15 protein-coding genes are annotated in these 24604 nt (G+C 39.2%); 5 read left to right on the plus strand and 10 right to left on the minus strand.

All coding sequences use genetic code 11. The annotated features are described in order from the left end of the window. Positions 1 to 110 precede the first annotated feature (110 nt). The gene (locus A3775_RS10250) at positions 111 to 1493 is read left to right on the plus strand and encodes a cytochrome P450 (protein WP_066424842.1); all 1383 of its coding nucleotides are present in this window, start codon (positions 111 to 113) and stop codon (positions 1491 to 1493) included. Between the two features lie 156 nt (positions 1494 to 1649). On the opposite strand, the gene A3775_RS10255 is transcribed toward A3775_RS10250, so the two are convergent. Beyond that, positions 1650 to 2879, minus strand: a complete 1230-nt coding sequence (locus A3775_RS10255; protein WP_231866983.1) for an OFA family MFS transporter — start codon at positions 2877 to 2879, stop codon at positions 1650 to 1652. 332 nt (positions 2880 to 3211) lie between these two features. Between A3775_RS10255 and A3775_RS10260 the strand changes: the two genes are divergently transcribed. The 3 genes from A3775_RS10260 to A3775_RS10270 all read left to right on the plus strand — a co-directional run bounded on the left by A3775_RS10260 (position 3212) and on the right by A3775_RS10270 (position 7176). Then, positions 3212 to 3970 (plus strand): DUF2993 domain-containing protein, encoded by a 759-nt coding sequence (locus A3775_RS10260; RefSeq protein WP_066378966.1) that lies wholly within the window; start codon positions 3212 to 3214, stop codon positions 3968 to 3970. Between the two features lie 80 nt (positions 3971 to 4050). Further along, positions 4051 to 5775 (plus strand): beta-carotene ketolase CrtO, encoded by a 1725-nt coding sequence (crtO, locus tag A3775_RS10265; protein WP_255362884.1) that lies wholly within the window; start codon positions 4051 to 4053, stop codon positions 5773 to 5775. Between the two features lie 312 nt (positions 5776 to 6087). Next, positions 6088 to 7176: a saccharopine dehydrogenase family protein gene (locus tag A3775_RS10270; RefSeq protein ID WP_066424889.1), complete on the plus strand. Its 1089-nt coding sequence runs from the start codon at positions 6088 to 6090 to the stop codon at positions 7174 to 7176. Positions 7177 to 7253: 77 nt separating this feature from the next. Here the strand turns inward: A3775_RS10270 and A3775_RS10275 are convergent, their stop codons facing one another. Next, positions 7254 to 8546 carry a sodium:proton antiporter gene (locus A3775_RS10275; RefSeq protein WP_066378960.1) on the minus strand — a complete coding sequence of 431 codons (1293 nt, stop codon included), beginning with the start codon at positions 8544 to 8546 and terminating at the stop codon, positions 7254 to 7256. Positions 8547 to 8697: 151 nt separating this feature from the next. Between A3775_RS10275 and A3775_RS10280 the strand changes: the two genes are divergently transcribed. After that, positions 8698 to 10062 carry a cytochrome P450 gene (locus A3775_RS10280; RefSeq protein ID WP_066378958.1) on the plus strand — a complete coding sequence of 455 codons (1365 nt, stop codon included), beginning with the start codon at positions 8698 to 8700 and terminating at the stop codon, positions 10060 to 10062. Between the two features lie 338 nt (positions 10063 to 10400). Here the strand turns inward: A3775_RS10280 and A3775_RS10285 are convergent, their stop codons facing one another. From A3775_RS10285 to mutL, 8 genes are all read right to left on the minus strand, one after another. Next, complete coding sequence (locus tag A3775_RS10285) at positions 10401 to 11558, minus strand: cysteine desulfurase family protein (protein WP_066424845.1); 1158 nt, start codon at positions 11556 to 11558, stop codon at positions 10401 to 10403. A gap of 125 nt (positions 11559 to 11683) precedes the next feature. After that, positions 11684 to 13510 (minus strand): ATP-binding protein, encoded by a 1827-nt coding sequence (locus A3775_RS10290; RefSeq protein WP_066424847.1) that lies wholly within the window; start codon positions 13508 to 13510, stop codon positions 11684 to 11686. Continuing rightward, positions 13503 to 15125 carry a DEAD/DEAH box helicase gene (locus A3775_RS10295; RefSeq protein ID WP_066378952.1) on the minus strand — a complete coding sequence of 541 codons (1623 nt, stop codon included), beginning with the start codon at positions 15123 to 15125 and terminating at the stop codon, positions 13503 to 13505. Before A3775_RS10295 ends, A3775_RS10290 begins: the two co-directional genes overlap by 8 nt. Before the next feature lie 45 nt (positions 15126 to 15170). Beyond that, entirely contained in the window at positions 15171 to 16511 is a 1341-nt protein-coding gene (locus A3775_RS10300; RefSeq protein ID WP_066378949.1) for a DNA sulfur modification protein DndB, read from the minus strand. Positions 16512 to 16826: 315 nt separating this feature from the next. Next, positions 16827 to 17627, minus strand: a complete 801-nt coding sequence (locus tag A3775_RS10305; protein ID WP_066378947.1) for a phosphoadenosine phosphosulfate reductase family protein — start codon at positions 17625 to 17627, stop codon at positions 16827 to 16829. A gap of 325 nt (positions 17628 to 17952) precedes the next feature. Beyond that, on the minus strand, positions 17953 to 21420 hold the full coding sequence (locus A3775_RS10310; protein ID WP_066379592.1) for a hypothetical protein: 3468 nt from the start codon (positions 21418 to 21420) through the stop codon (positions 17953 to 17955). A 17-nt stretch (positions 21421 to 21437) separates the two neighbouring features. Continuing rightward, a complete protein-coding gene (locus tag A3775_RS10315) occupies positions 21438 to 22358 on the minus strand; it encodes a DUF4007 family protein (protein ID WP_197480126.1) in 921 nt (306 codons plus the stop codon). A 359-nt stretch (positions 22359 to 22717) separates the two neighbouring features. Continuing rightward, positions 22718 to 24382, minus strand: a complete 1665-nt coding sequence (gene mutL, locus A3775_RS10320; RefSeq protein WP_066378945.1) for a DNA mismatch repair endonuclease MutL — start codon at positions 24380 to 24382, stop codon at positions 22718 to 22720. Positions 24383 to 24604 lie beyond the last annotated feature (222 nt).

Genomic DNA, 24604 nt, shown 5'->3' on the forward strand with positions numbered 1-24604 from the left:
TATGTGACGCTGACGCGAAGGCTTTTGACTTGTTTGATGAGCAGTCCCTTCCAGTCCCCAACGCGCAACAATATAAGTAAAAATAACAATATACATTCACACTAATTTTTATGCACCTACCTAAAACTCCAAACACCCCAGCAGTTTTACAAATGCTCAATTGGGTTGTTCGTCCTATGCCTTACATGGAGGAGTGTACTAAACGCTATGGCGACGTTTTCGCCCTCAAGTTGGATAAAAAACTGCCTCCGATAGTCTTTATCAGCAACCCCCAAGACTTACAGCAGGTTTTGAGTCACGATACCAAGGAACTAGAAGCACCAGGAGATTTAAATAGTCTATTTGAAGGTTTGCTGGGCAAGCGTTCTTTAATTAGTCTCAGTGGTGCAGAACACCAGCGTCAACGGCAGTTACTCATGCCGCCTTTGCATGGTGAAAGAATGCGTGGCTACAGTGAAACTATTAACGAGGTTACTGCTCAAGTTATCAGCCAATACGCAGTAGGTCAACCTTTTAATATTCGTACTGTTAGCCAAGCTATTACCCTGCGGGTAATTATGCAAGCTGTGTTTGGTCTGGATAAAGGAGTCCGCGCCGAAAAACTCCAACAACTTTTAGGGGAAATTTTGGAAACTGGTAGTTCTTTATGGCGTGTGGCTGCGCTGTATTTCCCTGCTTTACAAAGAGATTTTGGGCCGATAAAAGTCTGGGGAGAACAACAACAACTCCAGCAACAAGCCGACCAACTCATGTATGAAGAAATTCAAGAACGCCGAGAACATCCAGACGCATCTCGTACAGATATCCTCAGTTTACTTATGGATGCTAGGGATACAGAAGGTCAACCGATGACCGACCAAGAATTAAGAGATGAACTGATGACTCTGTTGGTAGCAGGTCATGAAACCACAGCCACCGCCATCGCTTGGGCTATGTACTGGATTCATAAATTACCACAAGTTAAGGAAAAACTTCTACAAGAATTAGATAGTTTAGGGGATAACCCAGATGCAAATACGATTTTTAAATTACCTTATCTAACTGCGGTTTGCTCGGAAACTTTGCGAATTTACCCTGTGGGGATGCTCACTTTTCCTAGAAGAGTGAAAACACCTATCACTGTCGGTGGTTATGAATTGCCATCAGGTACACCAGTTATGGGTTCTATTTACTTAACTCACCAACGGGAAGATTTATACCCAGAACCAAAGCAATTTAAACCAGAACGCTTTTTAGAAAGACAGTTTTCACCCTACGAATACTTGCCTTTTGGCGGAGGTGCGAGACGGTGTATTGGTTTAGCCTTTGCCCAATGGGAAATGAAACTGGCGATCGCTCAAATTTTAACGATGCGAGAATTAGATTTAGCTGATCACTCAGAAGTTAAACCCCAGCGTCGTGGTTTAGTCACCGGGCCAAACCGTCCTATTCAGATGGTAGTTAAGAGCGAGCGTTTCATCAAGTCTCGGAGTTTAGAAACTACGACTGTTTAGGTATGGGGCATGGGGTATGGGGCATTAGTCATTAGTCAGTAGGGGCGGGTTTACCAAATAATTTGTAGAGTCATGAGAATTCTTAGTAAACCCGCCCGTACATTAGTCATTGGTAAAAGTTTTTCTCCCCCAGTCCCTAGTCCCCAGTCCCCAACCCTAATTAACAGGGCTGGCAGTAGAGTTAGAGTAACTACGTTTGAGCATGAAGACAGCTAAGATAATACCTAAAATTGCTAATGCTGTCGTCGGATAGAAGAAAACTGTGTAACTGCCGAAGATATCTCTAATTCTGCCAGCTAGCAAAGTGCCGCCTAAAGCACCTGCACCGTAAGCTGTAAAGACGATACCGTAATTTTTGGCATAGTCGGCGGCGGAAAATAAGATTAAGGTAGTGGTGGGTGCGATCGCTAACCATCCCCCAAAAGAAAAGTAAAATAGGGAAAACGCCACTAAATAACTAGCTACAGCACCTGCCCCAGCCTTGAGCATGATTAACGAAGCAATTAATACTAATGTATAGGAGACAATTGCCCCCAGTTTAGGACTAAAGCGGTCAGTTAGCCACCCAAAAAATAACCGTCCTACAGCATTAAACACTGCAAATAAGGAAACTGTACTTGCTGCTGTTGCCTCATCTAGTTTAATAATTTCTTGAGCTAAAGGGCTAGAAATCCCAATTGCAGCCAGTCCTGAGAATGTGCCAAGGGTGTAGCATAGCCACAAACCGTAAAATGCTGGAGTTTGCAGTATTGGTGTTTGAGTGTTAATAGATGTATTTCTCTGGGCTGAAACTTCAGAGTTCAAACCTGCTGGTTTCCAGTCTTTTGGGGGTGTTTTTAATAAGGTGGCGATCGCTAAAATGATAACTGTAAAAGCTATACCTAAAATCACAAAAGTTTGCCGCACTCCATAACTATCAATAAGTGATTTTGCCAAAGGTGCTGTAATTAACGGCGAAAGACCAAAACCAATGACAGTTAAACCAACCGCAACACCTTTCTGATCAGGAAACCATTGAGCTACAACTGCTAAAGGTACTCCGTAAGCTATACCCACGCCCACACCTGTTATCACGCCGTAGGTAAAAGTCAGCATTTGTAAATTGCCATTCAGACTAGACAAAATATAACCCAGTCCCATAATTCCACCACCAACAGCCGTGACTACACGACTACCGAAGCGGTTGATGTAAAAGCCAGTAATTGGCATGAATATGGCATAAAACACTAACAACACCGTAAACGGTAACAGGCTTTCTGTAGCATTAATGTCCAGTAATGTTTCCAGGGGTTTTCTAAAAATACTCCAGGAGTACACAGTACCAAGGCAGAGTAAAACAGTTGCACCCAGGGGAATAAGCAACCATCTGCCCTTTTCTGCTGACATACCAAAAAGTTGCATCTTTTGCATCAACTAATAGAAATATTTTTTTATCAGTATCTCACCTTTTAGATTCTAAAATAATTTGATCAATATTTCGCCAGGTTAATGTCAACTTCTCAGCATGAACAGCCACAGATAGTTGACTGTTTCAACAATTCAGGAATAATTATTAACATAAAGGCAGATTGAAAAAGCGCATTAAATATTAATGATGACCTCGGTGAACCTGCCCCTACTAACACTAAATATTCAGATATATACCATGTTATAGATTCGCTCAGAGATAGTTACCGTTTACAGTTACTAATAATAGTAAATTGGAAAACTATGTATTCATGTCAGACCAACCAAGTTTAGACAAGCAAATTATCTCACAAGTAGCTGAAAGAAGTATATCTAATCAGCTAGAAGAGGCAGAACAAATTGATATTTATGTAGAAACTGATATTTTAAAAATAGTGCAAGGACAAGCCGATGCTATGACATTTGCTGGACAAGGATTAGTAACTAAACAGAATATTCGTGTCCAAGAAATCAAACTACAAACAGATAGTATTGATATTAATCCATTGCCAGCTATTTTTGGGCAGATTAAACTTAACAAACCTGTAAATTTCATCGCTCGTGTTACCCTGACAGCTTCTGATATTAACAATGCCCTAAATTCCCCATTTTCTCGGAAGTTAGTGCAGAATTTTCAGTTAGATGTGGCAGGAAAACCTGTAAATTTTACTTTGCACCAAATGCAGATAATTTTACCTGGTAATGGTCAAATTGAATTGCAGGGGAAAGTGCAACTACAAGAAAATCACAATAGTCGCCCATTGGGATTTACAGCCATGTTTCGACCCCGCACTCCCTCCCATCCCATTAGGTTAGAAAGATTTAACTGTACTGAAGGGGAAGGTGTTTCTCTAGCCTTCATTGTGTCTTTGATGCAAAAATTCCAAGAACTGACAAACTTACCTTATTTGCAATGGGAAGATACGAAATTAAGTATCAAAAGCCTGGAAGCGAAAAAAGAAACTTTAATTCTTTTAGTAGCAGCAAATGTGAATCAAGTACCTGATTCTGTGACGGAATTAGCTAATTAATTATATCATTATTATTTATGGTGAACTCATTTTTTAACTAATTCTCCAGGTTGTAATTTCGGCTGACGCTTTGTAAGATTATCAAGCCACTCTATTCTAAAATAAAAGATATGCAAGAGTATGATGTAGTAATTATCGGTGCTGGACATAACGGGCTAGTGTGCGCGGCATATTTGCTCAAAGCTGGCTATAGCGTCCTGCTGCTAGAAAAGCGTGCTGTTCCAGGTGGTGCAGCCACGACAGAAGAATGTTTACCAAAAGAAGCACCAGGATTTAAGTTTAACCTGTGCGCCATTGATCACGAATTTATTCATCTAGGCCCAGTGGTGGAAGAATTAGAATTAACCAAATATGGTCTAGAATATTTAGAATGTGATCCGGTTGTTTTCTGTCCCCATCCAGATGGTAAATATTTCTTAGGCCATAAGTCCCTAGAAAAGACCTGTGCAGAGATAGCCCGTTATAGTGAACGCGATGCCCAGAAATACGCCGAATTTACAGAATATTGGCAACGGGCGATAGGTGCAATGATTCCCATGTTTAATGCACCCCCAAAATCAGTGATGGATATCGCGGGTAACTACGACATCACCAAATTAAAAGATTTGTTTTCTGTGATTGGTTCTCCATCCAAGACACTGGACTTTGTACGTAATATGATGACCAGTGCTGAGGATTTACTCAACGAGTGGTTTGATTCGGAATTTCTCAAAGCACCCCTAGCTAGACTAGCATCAGAACTGGGCGCACCACCATCTCAAAAAACTATCGCCATTGGTGCGATTATGATGGCTATGCGTCACAACCCCGGTATGACTAGACCTCGTGGCGGTACTGGCGCATTAGTGCAAGCTTTGGTCAAGCTAGTTACCTCTAAAGGTGGTGTAATTCTCACAGAGCAGCAGGTAGAAAAAGTCTTAATTGATAATGGTAAAGCTGTGGGTGTAAGAGTGGCTGGTGGGACTGAATATCGGGCTAAATATGGAGTAATATCTAATATTGATGCCAAGCGGTTGTTTTTACAAATGACAGATAAAAGCGATGTTGATGCAGCCGACCCCAATTTATGGGAAAGATTGGAACGCCGTATCGTTAATAATAACGAAACCATCCTGAAAATTGACTTGGCTTTAAATGAACCTCTGCGTTTTCCCTACCACGCCCACAAAGATGAGTATTTAGTGGGGTCAATTTTAATTGCAGATTCCGTAGCCCATGTTGAACAAGCACACAGTAAATGTACCTTGGGAGAGATTCCTGACTCAGACCCATCGATGTATGTAGTCATGCCCAGTTTCCTTGACCCCACTTTAGCACCTCCAGGTAAACATACTGTATGGATTGAATTTTTTGCCCCCTATCAAATTGCTGGCGCAGAAGGTACGGGTTTAAAAGGTACTGGTTGGACGGATGAATTAAAAAATCAAGTTGCTGATCGAGTTGTGGATAAGTTAGCAACTTATGCCCCTAATGTGAAAACAGCCACCATTGCCCGACGTGTGGAAAGTCCGGCAGAATTAGGTGAAAGACTAGGCGCGTACAAAGGAAATTATTACCACATTGATATGACATTAGATCAAATGGTATTTTTCCGCCCCTTACCAGAAATAGCTAATTACAAAACCCCAATTGATAATCTATTTTTAACGGGTGCAGGAACACATCCAGGTGGTTCAATTTCAGGAATGCCGGGACGCAATTGTGCGCGGGTATTTTTACAGAATAAACACCCCATTACCCAGACACTTAAAGATGCACGGGATTCGATTAAGTCTACTGTTGGGTCTGTGTTTGGTATTGGTTAAGGAGTACCAAAAAATAAATTGTCCAAATTGACTGTTAGTAGGGTGCGTCAGTATGAAGATTTTCTTGGTATGGCTAGGGTTTCTCGTACTGAGGCACCCTACTTTTAAGTATCTTATACCAATTTGAAAAAAGAATGCGACAGATAGACACGCGCAAACCCTTGTGATATCTATATTTCTTAATTTTGAATTTTGAATTTTGAATTGGTATTACCTCTCCCTAGCATAATCAATAGGCAAGTCATACTTGTAACTGATGTCAACGTGCCAAAAAACTGGTCAAATAGAGGTATTGTTGCCCATAGTGGAGTGATGACAGACCGCGTATTAATTCTTGGAGGACGGGGGCGGATAGGTAGAAGTGTCGCCCAGGATATTGCTACCCACACCTCAGCAAAAATTACTATCACAGGACGTTCCCCAGAGACGGATAGGGAGTTGGGCTTGCCGTTTCTGGTGTTAGACTTGGCTGAGGTTGACAAATTGCGGCAGGCGATCGCCAACTCTGATTTAGTCATCCATTGTGCTGGGCCGTTTCATTACCGTGATGCTAATGTTCTCAAACTCTGCATTGAACAAGGCGTTAATTATTTAGATGTAAGTGACCATCGTTCATTTACTACTAAGGCTTTAAATTATCATGAACAAGCTGTAAATGCTGGGGTAACAGCTATTATCAATACGGGAATTTTTCCTGGTATTTCTAACAGCATGGTGCGTCAAGGTGTGGAACAATTTGACCAAGCAGAAAAGATACATTTAAGTTATTTGGTTGGTGGTTCTGGTGGTGCTGGCGTTACAGTCATGCGGACTACTTTTTTAGGCTTACAATATCCTTTCCAAGCTTGGATTAATAATCAATGGCAATTTGTCAAGCCCTATAGTGATCGAGAAGTGATTAATTTTCCCGCACCCTACAACCGCAGTGGTGTTTACTGGTTTGATATGCCAGAAACTTTTACATTACCCCAAGCCTTCCCCAGCGTCAAAACTGTAGTAACTAAGTTTGGCTCAATTCCAGATTTTTATAATCATTTGACTTGGATGGCTGCCCATCTTTTTCCCAAGTGGTTGATGCAGCGTCACAGCACAATTGAATTTTTATCTCATGTTAGCCATCTGATGACAGATGTAACTAATAATTTTAGTGGTATTGGGGTGGCAGTACGTTCAGAAGTCACAGGAATTAAAGATGGTGAAACCGCGATTCACTGTGCAAATTTAGTGCATGAAAATACTGCGATCGCTTCTGGTATTGGTACAGGTAGTTTAGCCCAATTGTTACTATCAGGTAAGCTGAAAAAACCAGGAGTTTGGCCTGTAGAATCAGCATTACCAACTGATTTATTTGTACAATCTATGTCAAGTAGAGGTATTGCAATTGCATATAATTGGTTGTAGGAGTTTTTGGATATTGCAGAACAGTTCGTAGTAAGGACTTTAGTCCTTACCTTTCTATTTTTCTATACTCAAACACATTATTCTACTTCACTCAGAGTAGAAGAAGCCGATTTTTTGCTAGCAATTCTGTGTTCATACCAATTCATTAACGGTGTTGCAGAAATGCCATGCACAATTACAGAAACTACAACCGTGGTATAAGTTATCCACGAAATTCGTTCAGCAGCTTCATCTTTTAAGCCATGACTCAAGGCATAGGCGAGATAATATAAAGAACCTACACCACGAATCCCAAACCAACCAAATAACCAACGAGTTGCCGGGTGAAAGCTGCGGCGTTGTAAGTGTAAAGGGCGTTTAGCAATAGTGCTAATCCAAGCACCTAGGGGTCGAATTATGAAAAATAAGCAAACAATAACTATTAAAGATTGATAGGCATAATTTAGCATTGGTTGCCATAATAATATTGAACCTAACAACAAAATTGTTGCCACTTCCAAGAGTCTTTCTAAACGTTCAATAAACTCTAATTGTGCCAAAGGTTTGTGAGGATTTCTATAACTGTACTGCACAAATAAGCCAGCTACAAATACTGCCAAAAATCCATAGCCATTAACTATTTCTGTGATGGAATAAGTTAATAAAATCGCACTAATAGCGATAAAATCTTCCATGACTGCATCAACAGCCCGCTTTTTTTGCACTTTTTGGTCTATCCAAACCACTGCTTGAGCTATTAAAAAACCCATAATGGTACCAAGTGCGATCGCCCAGATTAAATCTATGAGTAACCAATCTTTAAACCAGTTGTTCCAGTTGCTATCTTTAATTGCATACAGCCCAAAATAAACAAAGGGAAAAGCTAAAGCATCATTTAACCCACCCTCGGAGGTTAAACCAAAGCGTAACTCATCTGTGTCGTTAGTATCTGTTAGTTGAACTTCCGAAGCTAATACCGGATCAGTAGGTGCAAGAATCGCACCTAATAAAATTGCCTCTCCCCAACTCATACCTAAAAATAACTTCCCGACAATTGCCAATCCAAAAATAGAAATTGGCATTAAAAAAGCTATCAGTCTAGCTGTGATATTCCAAACCCTAAATTGCCAGGGACGAATAATTTTTAAGCCACAGCTAAATACAGAAACAATGACGACAAATTCTGTTAACCTTTCCAGTAATTTAGCGTTAAATATCTCATTCTGTCTGAGTTGTATTAGCCCGATACCTTCAGAACCCAGAAAAATACCCACGAATAAATAGATAATCGCAAAAGAAAGGGGTAAGCGAGCAATCCAACCTGAGCTTAGGGTGACAAATAGTAAAAGTAACCCAATAATTAGGAGGTCAAGAATATAAACATCTATCATGTAAATATGTGTAAAGCATCAACATTTTTATGTTAGTTTAGCTGCATTATCCTGGTTGTATAAATTATCTATAGATAGATTTTAGAAAAATATTTCCAATTTTTGAGAATTTTGCTAGCTTAGGAGGAATATTGCTCAGAGGTTATTGGTTATGACACTTCCAGATAGTCCCCAAATGCCAAAATTTATGCAGCTATGGCGGTGGATTTATCAACCACTGCAACTGATGGAAACATCTGGTAAAACTCATGGGGAGTGTTTTACTTTATGGCTAACTAACCAACAGCCAATGGTATTTCTCAGTAACCCCCAAGCAGTCCAAGAGATTTTTACCAAACCTTTAGAACAGATAGATGCTAGAGGTTCAGCCCAAATTTTACAACCGTTGCTAGGGGATAACTCGTTACTATTACTTTCGGGTGAAACGCATCAACGCCAACGACGGTTGTTAACTCCCCCTTTTCATGGCGATCGCATGAAGGCTTACGGTGATATTATTACCAACATCACCAAAGATGTCATCAGTAATTGGCAACTGGGTACAGCTTTTTCGGTGCGTGATGCCATGCAAGAAATCACACTGCGAATAATTTTAAAAGCAGTGTTTGGACTCAATGAAGGTGAACGCTACACACAGTTACAAAAACGTTTGTGTTCTCTCTTAGAATTAAGTTCTTCTGCCTTGCGTTCCACTATATCATTTATCCCAGCATTGCGTGTAGATTTAGGTCGCTGGAGTCCTTGGGGGAATTTCTTACGTCAACGGGAAGAAATTGACAAACTACTGTATGCAGAAATCCAAGAACGCAGAGATAACCCAGACCCATCTCGTACCGATATTCTCTCTTTGATGATGTCAGCACGTGATGAAAATGGCGAACCGATGACTGATGTAGAATTACGTGATGAATTAATGACTTTGTTAGTCGCAGGTCATGAAACTACAGCTTCTGCCTTGACTTGGGCTTTATACTGGATTCATCATCTACCCTCAGTGCGAGAACAACTATTAGCAGAGTTAGATAGTTTTCCCAATGCAGATTTCAATGACATTACTCGCCTTCCTTATCTGACGGCGGTTTGTCAAGAAACACTCCGCATTTATCCCATCGCTATGATTACTATCCCGCGCATTGTTAAGTCACCTATAGAAATTATGGGTCATCAATTTGAGCCGGGAACAATGTTATTAGGTTGCATTTATTTAATTCATCGTCGTCCAGATTTATATCCCCAACCTGAGCAATTTAAGCCAGAACGGTTTTTAGAAAAGCAATATTCAGTTTATGAATATCTACCTTTTGGTGGTGGTAGTCGGCGTTGTTTGGGTATGGCGTTTGCTTTGTTTGAAATGAAGTTGGTATTAGCAACGGTGTTGTCACATCTCGATTTGGCGTTGGTGGAGAATTATCCAGTTAAACCTATCCGTCGAGGTGTGACTTTAGCACCTTCTGGTGGTAGGTGGTTGATTGCAACTGGACAACGGCAAAATGTGAAAAGTCCGGTTGAGGTGTAGAATTTTTGTCGGGTGGGCATTGCTTACGTTGTTGGCTGTGCTTCGCCTGACGTTGAGTGAGATTTTTTGTGTAGTCATTTTTTTATTTTTTTTTAACGCAGAGGTACGCGGAGGGAACGCGGAGGAACGCAGAGGATTATCATATCGACTCTCTGCGCCTCTGTGTGAGAATTCATATTACACATTTTTACTGAGAATAAATGAGGAGTATCCAGAGGTGCTGTGAAAAGGGTTATTTTCAGTTTTGTAGGGTGCGTCAGACTGCTTAAATGTTGTCAATAAACTTATGGTTGATATCTGATGCACTCTACTAATATGCCAGTTGCGTGAGTCTTGGCTTAGACAAGTTGATGAATTTTCTTGACTGCGCTGATTAATAGAGATGATGCTGTTTCAATTTCTGCTGGGGTTGTAAATTTACCAATGCTAATTCTTAAGGCTCCCTCGATGATATTCTCAGATAGATTCATCGCTTGTAAAACGTGAGATGGTGCAATCACTCCTGATGAACAAGCTGCACCTGTAGAAATAGCTAATTGGTGGCGAATTCTCGCAATTATGGCACTATTAGGAATGTTGGGGAGAGAAATATGCAAGTTACCTGATAAACGGTTGTTTAAGTCTCCGTTAACTACTAAGTCGGGAATTGCTGCTTGGAGTAGGTTTTGTAGTTGATCTCGCAAAATTGCGATCGCACTTTCATCTCCTTCCATTTCTAATTGTCTCAGTTTGCAAGCTTCCCCTAAACCCGCGATTCCGGGGACATTAAGTGTACCGGATCTGATACCCTGTTGTTGTCCACCACCGTAAATCATCGGTTGAATATCATAGCCTTTTTTCACTACTAATGCACCTACGCCTTTAGGTGCATAGATTTTATGTCCAGAAATAGCTAGATAGGTAATACCCCAGTCTTGAAAGTTTAGGGGAATTTTACCGATGGCTTGGGATGCATCACATAAGTAAGGTATATGGTAGGATGAGGCGATCGCCCCAATTTTTTCGCTTGGGTAAATTGTCCCGACTTCATTGTTAGCCGCCATCACACACAGCAAGGAAGCACCACCAGCGCAGACTTTTTCTAAATGTTCTAAATCAATCTGCGCTTGTTGGTTGACTTTTAACCAAATAATTTCTACCAGTCCTTTTTTAGCTAATGCTTTACAGGTATCTAAAACCGCTTTGTGTTCCACTGGGGAAACTATGATTTTGGCGGGAGTTTGCTGTTGAGCAATATGTCCTTGAATTGCTAAGTTAATGCTTTCTGTCGCGCCAGATGTAAAGATAATTTCTTTGGGAGAAGCGTTGATTAATTCAGCTATTTGTTGACGGGCTTGTTTAACTGCTTGCGCTGCTGCATCTCCATAAATATGATCTACGCTATTAGCGTTACCAAAACCAGTGGTTATATAATATATGACTTTTTCTGCTACTCTGGGGTCAATGGGTGTGGTAGAATGGTAGTCAAGATAGATGAGTTTTTCTTGTTTAGTCATTTTTCTTTTTTTAAACGCAGAGGCACGCTGAGGCAACGCGGAGGAACGCAGAGTTTTTTTTGAGTTTATCAAAATGTATTATAAACACTCCTGAAATTCTCTGCGTCTCTGCGTGAGAATTAATATCACTCATTCTCTAAGAATCTTCTGGCGACTCTCCCCCAATCAATGCGAGTATCTTGAGCATTATCTTTGAGTTTACCATCTGGTTGTTCATCCTCGTATCTTGCCCATGCCATTAGTAGTAGTTTTAGTCCATCTAATGAGTTCATCAACCGTGAACGTAAAGCATCTATATCGGCTTGATCTACATCTTCTTCTAGTATTTCTACTAAGTTTTGATAAGCGGGATGATTAGTATTTAAGGTGACAATAATTGCTCCACCTCTCGGTTTAACTGAGAAGAAGGCCGGAGTATCTAGAGGTGCTTCAGCGAAGGTATATTTTAAGCCATCATCTACTGTGGTAGCTGCTAATAATTCGGCTTTAGTTTCTGTAACGCCTTCTTCTTTTAATGTTTCTTTAATGGCTTGTTTTCTTTCTTGTTTGGGTAATTCTTCGTCTGCATCACTTTTACCTTTGTAACCCTGAGATTTCCTTTCTTGAGTCACAGTTGTAGCTACTTTTTCGGGTTTATACGGGTCGTGTATATGGCGTTTTTCTGTGGTGCGAGTGCCTTTTGTCTGGGCTTTGATTAAGCGACGAATCAGACTGAGTTGGCTTTTAATTTTATAAGCTAATTCTAATAAAGGTAGTTTTGGATCTTCATCTTGAAGTAATTCTTCTTTTAGTTGCGAGACTGTTTTTCCTTCTTCTAATAAAGATTCGATATTTAATTGTAAAATCTCGCCAAAATTTCGGGCTGATTGTTTGTTATTTGTCACTCCAAAAATATCATCAAGTGATGGCGGAAATTCTACTTCAATCCCCCACCAACGTTCTGTAGGGTCGTAATTATTGACTAGGTTTTGGTCTAATTCTAATTCTCTTCCAGCACGCACTACAGAAACACCTACGTTTTTGGCTGCGTGTTGTCCATGTGGCAAACTGCCGGGATTTTTTCCGGGTTCGGCTTGACGGGCTTCTTCTTTGGCGTAAGAAAATCGCACTTTTACATCATGTTCTTTGTCTTTAAAGTTAATAGTATAAATAGCTTCGTAGGATGTATCTCCCTCCCAAGGTCGGAACATTGCCTGATTATTAAATGGTTGCGGACATGAAGTTTTTTCCATGAGATAACCAGGGTCATTGGGTAGGGCATATTTTTCTAGAATTATGTTATATAAAGCATCTACATCAAATGCTACCATGCGAATTTTGACTCGACCGATATTAATAAATTTGCGGTACATTCTCCCAATCACAAATTCCGAATTATCAATAATTGCTTTCCCGGTTCGCCAAATACAACGGTCTATTTTTGACCAAACTACTAATGTGCCACTGTCACCAAAATTTTGACCGATTTTTGTCCAAATCATCGGCATTGGTTTAGCTGTGGGTTCTGGTACTTCGGTCATCTGACGATTGTTGATTTCTTCTAAGTCTAGATAACTATGCAGTGCATTTTCTATACCATTTTGCCATGACCACACATCAACTCGTTGAGATTGGGAAATCGAGGAAGATGGTAAACCCATTCCAAAACGACCAATTCCAATGTGTTTATCTGGATTTAAATATGTACCATTGCCAAATTGCAGGGCTAGACGCAAAACGTTAGCATCCATACCACAACCATTATCTAACACTGCTATCTGTTCAATGCGCGATCGCCTTCTTCCTTCTACTTGTTGTTTTCCTTCACCACACAATAACTCTACCTGTGATGCACCAGCTTGAATTGCATTATCCATTAGTTCGGCGATCGCATAGGCGGCGTTTTTATAGCCGTTATCCCGCATTGCTTGCACTGCCAGGTGAGTCGGTACGATGTCATGGGCGTTATTCATGGGTTTTCCTCCAAACGTCTTCCCAATTGTGAAAGGCTGATGCTACTGAATCAAAACCCGGTAGTTGACTATCTACAACCGTGACAATTTCGGCGGTAGCATTACCCCCAGCTTTGAGTCCGCGAATCGCGCGTCCTACCATTTGGCTGTAGAGAACAAGGGATTTAGTAGGACGGGCGATAACGGCTGCACTGGTTTTTGGTGCGTCGAATCCAGTGGTTAAAACGCCGTAATTACATAAAATCTTGGTTTGCGGTTGTTCGTCTTTAAAACTTTGAATTATACTTTCTCTTTCTGATTTGGGGGTATCTCCTGTCACCGCATCAGCATTCAACCCCCGGAAACGCAAAATTGCAGCAATGAGTCGCGTGTGTTCAACGCAGGTATTAAACACGATAATCCGTTGATGATGTTGGGCGAGTGCTTCTAGTTCTAGAATAATGCGGAGGTTGCGTTGTTCGTCTGCTGCTAACCGATTGAGGATATATTGAGGTATTTCTAATTCTGTATTAATCCGATTCAAGTCTTGGGGAGTTAGTTCAATCCCAGTTTCATAAAATAAGGAACGATAATTAACTTTAGCTAGGTATTGTTGATCAACGAGATAATCAATTGGGTTGTCATAACCTGGTATTTCCAAAGTAACTTTTTGCCGGGCGAAAAATTTAGCTAGTTGTGCATCGGTGTTAATATCAGCCCAAGTCCTTCCGGGTGTGGCGGTTAAACCTAATAAGGCGGTTTTTTCGTAGGGTATAACTAAAGCATCTAAGACGAGTTTATAGGTTTCGGCTACTGCTTGATGGGCTTCATCGATAATTACCAATGAACAACGCACACCCAATTGATTAATAAAGTGAATACTCTTTTTAGTGGCGTGATAAACTTTCGCTAATCCTGCTACTACTAAGCCATCTTGGGCTTGTGCTAAGTCTAACTCATGGCTACCCCAAAAGCGATAGACTGAGATGGTGCGATCGCCTAAACTATCCCATGCTTTTTGAAATTCTGTAACGGCTTGTTCACAAAGTTCTTCACTATATGCTAACCAAATTACTAAAGTAGGTTCATTGTTTCTCAGGTGGTCTGCAATGATATTCATTGCTGTACGGGTTTTACCTGCACCTGTAGGAAGATGAAGAAGCACACGACGAGGTTCTTTACTAAGATAGTTTTTAACTTGTTTAACTGCGTGGCGTTGGTGTGTAAATAAAGGATATTTGGGAGTATTTTCAATAATTGTCGGTGTTGCAATTGTATTCTGATTTCTAGAGTTAAGGGGTATTTCAAAAAAGTTAAAGAGATATTTTTTACTTTCTGAAACACCGCTTATTTTAATTTTTTTTAATGCCTGATATGGGTCTTGATTTACAGGTGCTTCTAATACAACTGCGAGTATTTTTGCTTGTTCTGGGCTAATTAAATCAAATAATAAATCTCGCTTTTCTTTAGATAACAATAGTTCTTCTGGTGTATGAAGGGTTAAGAGAATTTCTCTGAGTTTACTGGGATGAGCTAAATTAGGTTCTAAGAGTTTAAGCAACTGAAAAGTTGCACTACCCAAAAGTTGTTGTAGTGTTTCTTCATCTGCCTTTGATAGTAAATCATTGAAATTCAATTAACACCTTTCATTTTTTATTAATCTAGAAATGCTTTACCCTTATTAGGTTTCTATTAATTCACTTTCTTCTGTTTCATACAAACTATTATTATAATTACCAACCCATTCTATAGGTGATAGCAAAGAGGCTTTTTGATCCTCAATTGTATCACGATATTTTTGCTTCAAATCTCGCACTTTAGTCTTGATTTTTAATCCTAGAGAATGACTGATAATGGATGCTAACAATTGTCTTTCAAACTTAGTACCCATAATTTTCTGCGTTGAAGGATTCCAAATAACTCGAACCCAAGGAGAGCCATCAATATTCATAGTTACATTAGCCATAATTGCTTCAATTGTGTCTTCCATTGATTTCCCTTGAATTAAAGCTAATTTAATTACTTCAGCAATAATAAATTGACCTATAGGACGAGCAAAAACATTTCCTCCTGATATCGGCTTTCCAGCATCATCTAAAACTAGCATTCCGTCCGAGTCGATACGCTTACGAATATCACCAGGCTTTTTTCTTCCTTTTAAAATAGATTCAAACCCAGGACATTTTTCTAGCATTAGCATCCAAAGATTTTCTAAAAAATTATAGTAAGCATCAAGCTCATCATTAGAAGCTCTGAATTGCTTAAAGTTTTTATCAATCTCTAGACCACCATTATAAGCACTAAGCAAAATTTCATTAGTTTCATAAAAAGCAGCAAGCGTGGTAATATAAGGGTCATGCGATTTAGCTGGGTTTATTTGCTTAGAACCTAAGCTAGTTAAAACTAATCCCTTAAGAACTTCATTTTCTTTAACTAATCTGCGAGTAATAATAGCTACACTATCATCTTCGTCAATAGCAATATTAACGCCTGATGATGTAGGTTTCGCCCGACGATTAAGTGTAGAAAATAACCTTCTTGTTCGCTCTAAACCTTCTTTTGTTTGCTCATGTTTAAGAATAATTACACTAATTTCTTCCTGAGCGAGGTCTGGATTTTTAGCAATCGCTTCTTGTATTGACTTGAGTCTATGCTGACCATCTAAAGCATAGTAAATTTGGCTACCGTCAAAACGTAGTAAACCAAAACCATAGCTAGCTCGATCTCTGTCATCTATTAATTGATGTTCAGCTACTCGAACTGTTGAAAATTCTGGATCTCCCCCATAAACAGCTACAACTAATGCTCCATAAAATCGCTGAGGTTCATTTAAAAGATAAGGAACCATCTCTTTTTTAACTCGATCCTGTATTTCTCTTTGAATTAACTCATCTAAATCTTTGTTGACATGAATTTCTTCTGCAAGCCGGCATTCACGAGCAATTTTACCAAGCTTCATAACTGTTACATAATATTGCCAATCACCCATACGAGCTTTTAATGCGGGAACATAATCTGCCATTATTTTTCTCCTATTTGGAAGTAGTAATTAGTCGAAAGCTATTCCCCAGAAACTTTTATTGGAAGCGAGGTTTAAAACTCATCAAGATATCCTTCTATACTGCATAAACATAAATTTTGATAATTATTAGCAACTAAAAAATAGCTAAATACAGCATTTATTGAAAAAATACTAATTTTGTACTGAACTTAATATATTTCCCGTGGAAAACATTTTTTTACAGTTTAAGCTACTCTAAACTATCACCTATAATTGTTATTAATAATTTTTTATTAAATACTATGTTTGCCATTTAAATTCACTATAAAAATCAAACTATAAATAACACATTAAACAAGGTAATTCATCATCTTCTTGTCCTAAAATCTTTTCTAATGATTCATATAAAGGACGATTAGGAGCAGCCTTTTGTTCTTTAGCCATTGACTTCTCATGTTGAGCAATAATTTCATCTTTACGTGCTAGAAGTTGCAATAAACTTTCCCCATCTGTCCAGGTATAGGTACGCCCATCAGCATGATTAGTTTCATACTCAACAGCCTTTTGAAATAAATCAGGATGTTCCTGCGCTAACATTACCCATTCATACTTGCGTTGGAAGAAACAGAAAAAACACCCAGAGCGACTGCGCCAGCGATAATAGTCAGGGAGTCCAATTCCACTTTCTTCTAAAAGCCGAATAATATCAGCCTTAACTAAACCCCTTTCTTTAAAGGGAAACACGGGTTTAATATTAGGTTTAGTGGAGATATACCCATCACGGTTTTCATCAGCACGAATGCCAATGTAACTAATAGCTTCATCATCTCCCACAAAATCCTCTAAAGGCTTAATTTTCATCTTGGCGGTACACCAACGCCTTTGGGGTGAAGGTAATAAACCGTCATGAATCGCTAGCCAATAGTCAAAGCCTCGTGTTTCACTGAGATAATGAATTTTAATCCCTAAACGTGCTTTAATCCGGTCAAGGTATTCGTAAGTCTCCGGTAATTCTTTATGGGTATCACAAAAAAAGTATTCCATCTCTGGAATTTCCTTATGCAGTAATACCGCTAAAGCTGTGCTATCCTTTCCCCCAGACAGCCCTAAAATGTGTCTAACTTTGCTCTCTACCATCCTTATTAGTTAGTGCTTTTTGGTAAGCGTATTAACAGTGCTAATATCTTAGCAAAGAGCAAAACATAATGTGTAGCCTTTTTAAACAAATATTGCAAAATTCAGTAAAATCACTGCTTTGGTTAGGTTTTTTTAACCTAGCCTATTAAGCTTTTATACATAAATCACTTTCAGCCGCAGCTTAGGTTAAAGAAATTAGGCGCAGTCTTTTAGGTAGGGGAAGCGTACAGTCGCAAGCAATTATCGAGTTGCAAGCGTTACCATTAAATCATCCATACCAAAAAGCAACAAACGTCTCTACAGTACAGAATAAAGTGCATCCTCATCAAGAAACGGTATCTGTAACCACATCTCCCAAATCAGGATTTAAAATCCGTTCACTCAACTTTGCTAAAATCGCTTGTTGTAACTGCTGATCATCAGGTAAATCTGCCATAATTCTATTAACCATCTTCTCAACCTCCGATTCTCTCCCATAATCCACCCATACCGTTTGATGGATTTCCTCGCCATCAGGACGAGTCATGGTGATTCTTCTGGCTTCAAAACCTTCACCTTTAGCGGCTACATCCTTTTGCAAATCTTCCAGATTTTTGAACCGTCGCACCACATCCGCTAATTTCATCTCAAATGCAGTAGCATCATCATCAGTCCATGATTCCGCAGGTTTATCCGCCACAATCATCACTAAAGCTTCTAACCATTGAGAATCGTTTTTAGTTTCATCCGATGCTGCACGAATAAAGCGTTTTAGTAAGGGTTCAATACATTTTCCCGCCAAATAATTCGCCCTCACCCGCAAATCTTCCCTGAGTTTTGTTTCCTGATTTCTGACACCAAAGGCTTCATAAATCAGTTGTAGACAATTACTTAACAAATTATCATAAGCTGTATGAATCTCTCTGAGGGCGTGAACTAATTTAGTACGTAAGATTTTCGCAGTCACGCCATCATCCCCGCCTTCAGTCCCAATGGGGGGTAAATTACAAGCTGCTGGTAAGGCTTTAAACAATAATTCATCTGGTTCAACAGTAGTTTGTAATGCTTTTAAAATCGCTCTGGGTTCTTCTGCAATATTTTTGGTTTGTTGAGTATATTTAGGCAGTTTTTTGACAAATTGATAAAGAGGAGTAACCACCGTTAATAGGGTGGCGTTACGCACTTTAACTAATGTTTTAAATTGAGGATTGCGTAAGATGGTTTCTAATTCTTTGAAAACTTCAGCCCTTAATCCGACTACTGCAAAATACTTGACGGCAAACCGTTCAGGATATTTTACTAATAATTCAAAATGTTCTGTTCCCAATACAGGAATAAATGTCCCGTCTTGATACAGTCCCAAATCATCAGCGTGATACAACAACACCGCCGCTAAAATCACGGGAACAGCACCCTGTTTTATACCATAAGGTGGTACTGCTAAATGTTGATAAAGTAAATCAAAACTTTGGCTTTTTTCGGTGGCTGATAAACAAAAATTCTCAACTGCTTCCCACAGAGAATTTAAGCCAGATTTTTCTAATGGTGGGTAAAAGTCCCAAACATCATCTTCTTGACGGTGAATCCCTGTTTCTTGTAACAGAGAATAATACATACTGACTTCGGGGCCATAGCCTTCTAAGGCTAATTTTTCTTGATGCTGATGTTCCAACATCGCTTGAATCAATTCGCGTCTAGCTTTTACACCTTGAGCCGTTAAATCTCGGCGGTTAATTAATTCGTTCCATAAAATTGGACTACGATGATAGACGCGATCGCAAATCTCAGACAGCTTACTATTAAAATCAGTAATGTTGTTGAGTGTTTCGGTTTCTCCTTGAATCCAACATTGCTGATTTTCCCCTATCCTAAAGCATTGATTCAGGGTTTCATCTAAAAATCCTTCGGCTTCTTGTAACCGATAATTTACTTCTTTTCTCGCTACCCCATCGGTTTGTAATTCTTTGGCGGTTCTTTTAATATTACTTAAAGCCACAAATTCCAGGGTGCGAATTCGCAAAATTTCTAAATTAGCCGCCCTCAATATCACCAATGGTTTACCGTCGCTAGTTGTAGCAGGAACAAAATGAGGAATTTCGTCATCTACCCAATACCCGATCAAACCATCTGCATCTACACTGCTACAAGATAATTGATTTAAATCTTGGGAATTATCTAAATAATGGCGTTCAAAATAACGTAAAGTTCCTGTTTGATAACTGTGACGTTGGGCGACTAACGGTTTAAGAGGACGGTGGAAAGATAACAGCTTAACTAAAGGCGATCGCTCTTGTTCTATATATGTACTTAACTCACCATCAACATTAAAATCAGAACCTTGCCAAATCCGCAATTCATCTAATTGACGACGATGAGTAATCAGATTTTGTTTTAGTAGTTGATCAATAATTTCTTGCCAATAATTAATCTCGGCTGCTGACGGTAAACTGCACATTGCTAAAGATACTAAATTTCTTGTCGCCCTCATTGAACCTGTAACTGTAATTAGGTTCAACACCCCGATAGTTTTTAGTACCCTGATACTATCTTCTTCTAAGCGTTTAGCATCATTAATCAAATCTTGAACTTCTACCCATCTTTGCAAATTCGGACGAGAAGCTAAACCCATCCCCGCAGATTCAATAAAATAATCATAAACTTGATATAATTTCAAACAGGGTAATTCATAATCTTTAACTGTTGCTGCTTCTAAAAAACTCCGAAATGATAAAGGTTCACTACTGGTTAAAAATGTGAATAAAGAACGGTCATTTTGAGCGTATTTATGACAAAGACTTGGTAACACCAAAGCCGATAAAGGATGTAGCGGATAAACTTTCTGTATAACTTGCTCAGTTACTTCTTCATCTATAATTATCGGTTCTAAATACTTACTCCAATCCTGAGAGTAAGTCTGAGTAGCAATCTTGATATTATCTGCTGCTGACGAGTCGATAGCTTCACCAATCAAACTCATCATTTGCCCAGATGATTCATAAAAAGCAATATCTTCAAATCGCCCTTGAATCTTCGCCCATTCGTTGCGTTGAACAGTTGCTAATCTTTGACTATATTCTGTAAAAGCTTGATGTAAAATACCTAAAACATAAATAGGATTTTTACCATCTTTTGGTAATTCCGCTAATTGTTGCAAAAAATATAAATCTTCATCAGCTTGAGCATGAGCAGCATATTCTAAATTCTTACCCAGTTCATCAATAACTAAGAAAATTCCTGTTTGAGATTCCTTGGCTAATTCCAACATCAAATCAAAAATTTTTCTGCTTTTAATTTTTCTCCCAGCATTAATTTCTACTTCTAAATCTGCTAATTCGCTAACAACATTGATTTTATGTTTTTGGCTAGCAGTCCAAAAATTATCAACACCTATTGACAAAGCCCTAATAATTGTATGGCTAATTGGTTCTCTTTGTCCGGTAGCTACAGCCCTAAGTAATCCTTTTGTGTTAATTTTCTCTTGAATTAATTGATAAATATCACTATTTTTTCCTAGTTTCTTTTCAGCTATGGATAAAGCTTTTATGTGCATTTTATTCTGTGAGTTAGCACACAAAGAAATCAAATAGTGAGCAAAAGCAGATTTTCCAGTACCATAAACGCTAGTTAATGTCCAAGCTCTATTTCCTTCATCAGAATCAAAATTTTTCAATATCCGTGTTAGAGAATCAATTGCTCTTTTCGTAAGCACATATCCCTCTAAAGCCGTCACACTATCTACATCTCTTTCTAAATTAATTGAACGAGAATAACGACGTTGGAGACTAAAATAATGGGATAGCTTTTTATTAGTCATAATTTTATCCATTCTATTTAAAATTTATAATATTTATCTAAAATTTCTTCAGATAATATCTTTGTTTGTTGAGGTAAAGATAACTGAATTAACCCGGCGGTGTCAGAAAGAACTAACATCTCAAATTCTTTAGCAACAGTCTCAATAGCCTCACACAAAGTATTTTCCGTCAGTTTAAATACCATTCCCGGACTACCTTCATCATAAAGTAGGTTAGTAATATTAATGGTTTCTCGTCCCTGACTTACCCAACTAGCATATTCTAAACAAGTAGCTACTATAATCTCTGCTGGTAAGTTCGTCTTTGCGCCAATTTTAAAATGATAATTTTTGCCAAAATGTCGAATCAAACCAAGTTCAGTAAAAGGACAATCAAGAGAATCTTCAATTGGGCTATTGTCTCTCATAAAGTCCTCGGTTGCATACATTTTGACAAGACAATTTACATCTTTGATCAAAGAGGATTCAGCAATTTTTTTATTGAAAGTTTTTATATAATATTTTAACCCTGCTAAAATATCTTCTTTTGTAAATTCTAAATCTAGAAAAACATTAAATATATAGTACCATGCAGCCGCTTCACAAGTAGGTTTTAACAAGTTCCAATGTAATAACCATAATGAAGCCGGATTTTCTAAATAAGAATCCCAGCCATTGCTTCCTAAAAGTTGTTCGCCAAATGCTGTTGGTGAGCTATTCTTATCAATAATTTTGAACGCGGTACACCAATATCTAATAGCGCGTACCATATTTTTACCAACACCTAAACGTACAGGGGCATCATCCTGTAAGAAAATACCTGGATTTTTCTTGGCTGCATCAAACCCTTTTTTTAACCACCCAAAACGAGGGTGAAAAGTTTCATGGTTAGCAAATACGGGATTTACTAGATTGATGGAAGTTTCCTGTTTTTTCAGGTTTGACTTAGTTCGGATCACGATAGCATGGATATAAAAGCAACTATTTTGCTTATTATGCCTCAAAAATGGCACAAATTAGTTAAATGCGCTAAAAAATCTGACAATTACAGCAAATTAACAATCTGATTTTATTTCCATATATTTACTGAAGTTTCTTGAAAATATTTAGATTAAGTTTGGGAAAAACCAAATATGTACACAAAAAATCAATATAATTACAAAACTTTTGACAATAAAAATTCGTGTTAAGTCATATCTTGCACTATTATCAATCAGTGTCACTCCCTGCACAGCCAACAACATAAAAATAAGCGTCTTAGGAACTTAGCAGCAATGCCCACCCTACAAAAATTTTCATCTGATTAGGTAGGCGCATTTCAAATACCATGACTTTTACCTATCACCCAATGACGGCGGAAAAATCGCGATAAAGCTGACTCATCTAATGATAAATAAATTGGGCGGCCGTGGGGACAGGTGCGGGGGTTACGGGTGCGTTGCCAATCATCTAGTAATTTCTGCATTTCTGGTAAACTCATCGGTGTACCGTTACGGATAGCACTGCGACAAGCAACGGCGACTTGGGCGGTTTGTAAGTCTCCTCCCCAACTGAGTTCTAAAATTGCGTCTGCACAATCTTCTCGCTGGTGTAACATGGCGGGAAGGTTGCGTACTGCCCACAGTTGTTCACCAAAGGGTTCGATATCTAAACTGATGCGTTGCAGTTGGGCAATTTGCGCTGGTGATAATTGATATAGAATAATAGGTGGTTCTACAGGGATGAGTTGCCAACGATCGCACAATTGTTCATACAATACTCTCTCATGGGCTATGTGTTGTTCTACTAACCACATTCCCCCAGAATGTTCGGCAACAATGTAGGTGTTGTTGACTTGGGCGACGGCTTTTAAGGCGTGGGGAGTGGGAAGTGAGGAGTTTTTCGGGTTAACGTTATAACTACCTTTGTCTTCTGCGGCTTTGAGTAGTTGACTGACTCTGGTGGTGTGGACTGATTCTTTGATGTTAGCAGAACTTAGACGCAGTGCTTGGTTTATGGCTTGGGTAATTTGTTCTTGCCAATAATTCAACTCGTTGAGGTAAATTTCGCTTTTGGCGGGGTTGCGATTCCAGTTAATTTGATCGGGTGAAATAATTAAATGTAGAAAACAAATAGGGTAGCGATCGCGTGGTAATGTTCTGTGAAATGCTGCCAAAATTGTCTGTTCTAATTCTGGTGATTTTACCATCCTGCCGTTAATCGCTACCCTCACCCAGTCTGGGCGATGGCGATGACATCTGTCTGGTAAGCCTACTACTAATGTGAGTGTTGATTGTTGATTGTTGTCTGGGTTGGGTATTTCTAGGGTTAATTCTTGGATGTCGCCTTGCTTGACTTGTGGTAAGAGTTGTGGTAATAATTGCCCTACTGTGGCAGCTTTGGAAATGGTGAACCATTGACGCTCATCTTGCCAAATTTGCCAAGTGACTTGAGGATGACAAAGGGCGATGTTTTGGATTGTGGCTTGTACAGCTTTCATCTGCTGCGCTGTTGCAGGTAAACCTTGACGACGGGCTGCACAATTGGCGAATAAATTCGAGACTGTTACCACTGTACCAGGAGCGATCGCAGTCGCTTCTACTTGCTTAACTTTCCCCCCTTCGCCATATACTACCCGCCATCCCACATCCCCAGATGAGGCACGGCTGAAAATCTCCACATCTGCTAAAGTTGTTAAACTATGTAACGCCTCACCCCGAAATCCTAAACTGTTAATTTTCCATAAGTCCTCACTACAGCGAATTTTACTGGTGCTGTGAGATGATGCAGCTTGTTGCAAATCATCTAATTTCATCCCGCAACCATTATCTGCGACACGAATACGCCACTGTTGCGGCCATAGAGATACTATAATTCTGGTCGCACCTGCATCTAAAGCATTTTCTACCAATTCCCGCACCACCGCCGCGAAAGAGTCGATAACTTCACCGGCTGTAATTAGATATACGACTTCTTGAGGTAATGCTTGAATGGTAGATGTCATTGGTAGATGAGGGAGTAGGGGGAGGTGAGGGAGATGAGGGAGTAGGGGGAGTAGGGAGAGATGAGGGAGTAGGGGGAGTAGGGGGAGATGAAGACAACAAACAAGATGATAACTAATAACTAACGACTAATGACTAATGACTAATGACTAATGACTAATGACTAATCACAACGGGAATTTTTATTAATTGTGAAGAAAACCGAATTAATCAGAGATTTTTGC

The organism is Anabaena sp. 4-3, assembly GCF_001597745.1.
Lineage (GTDB): Bacteria > Cyanobacteriota > Cyanobacteriia > Cyanobacteriales > Nostocaceae > Trichormus.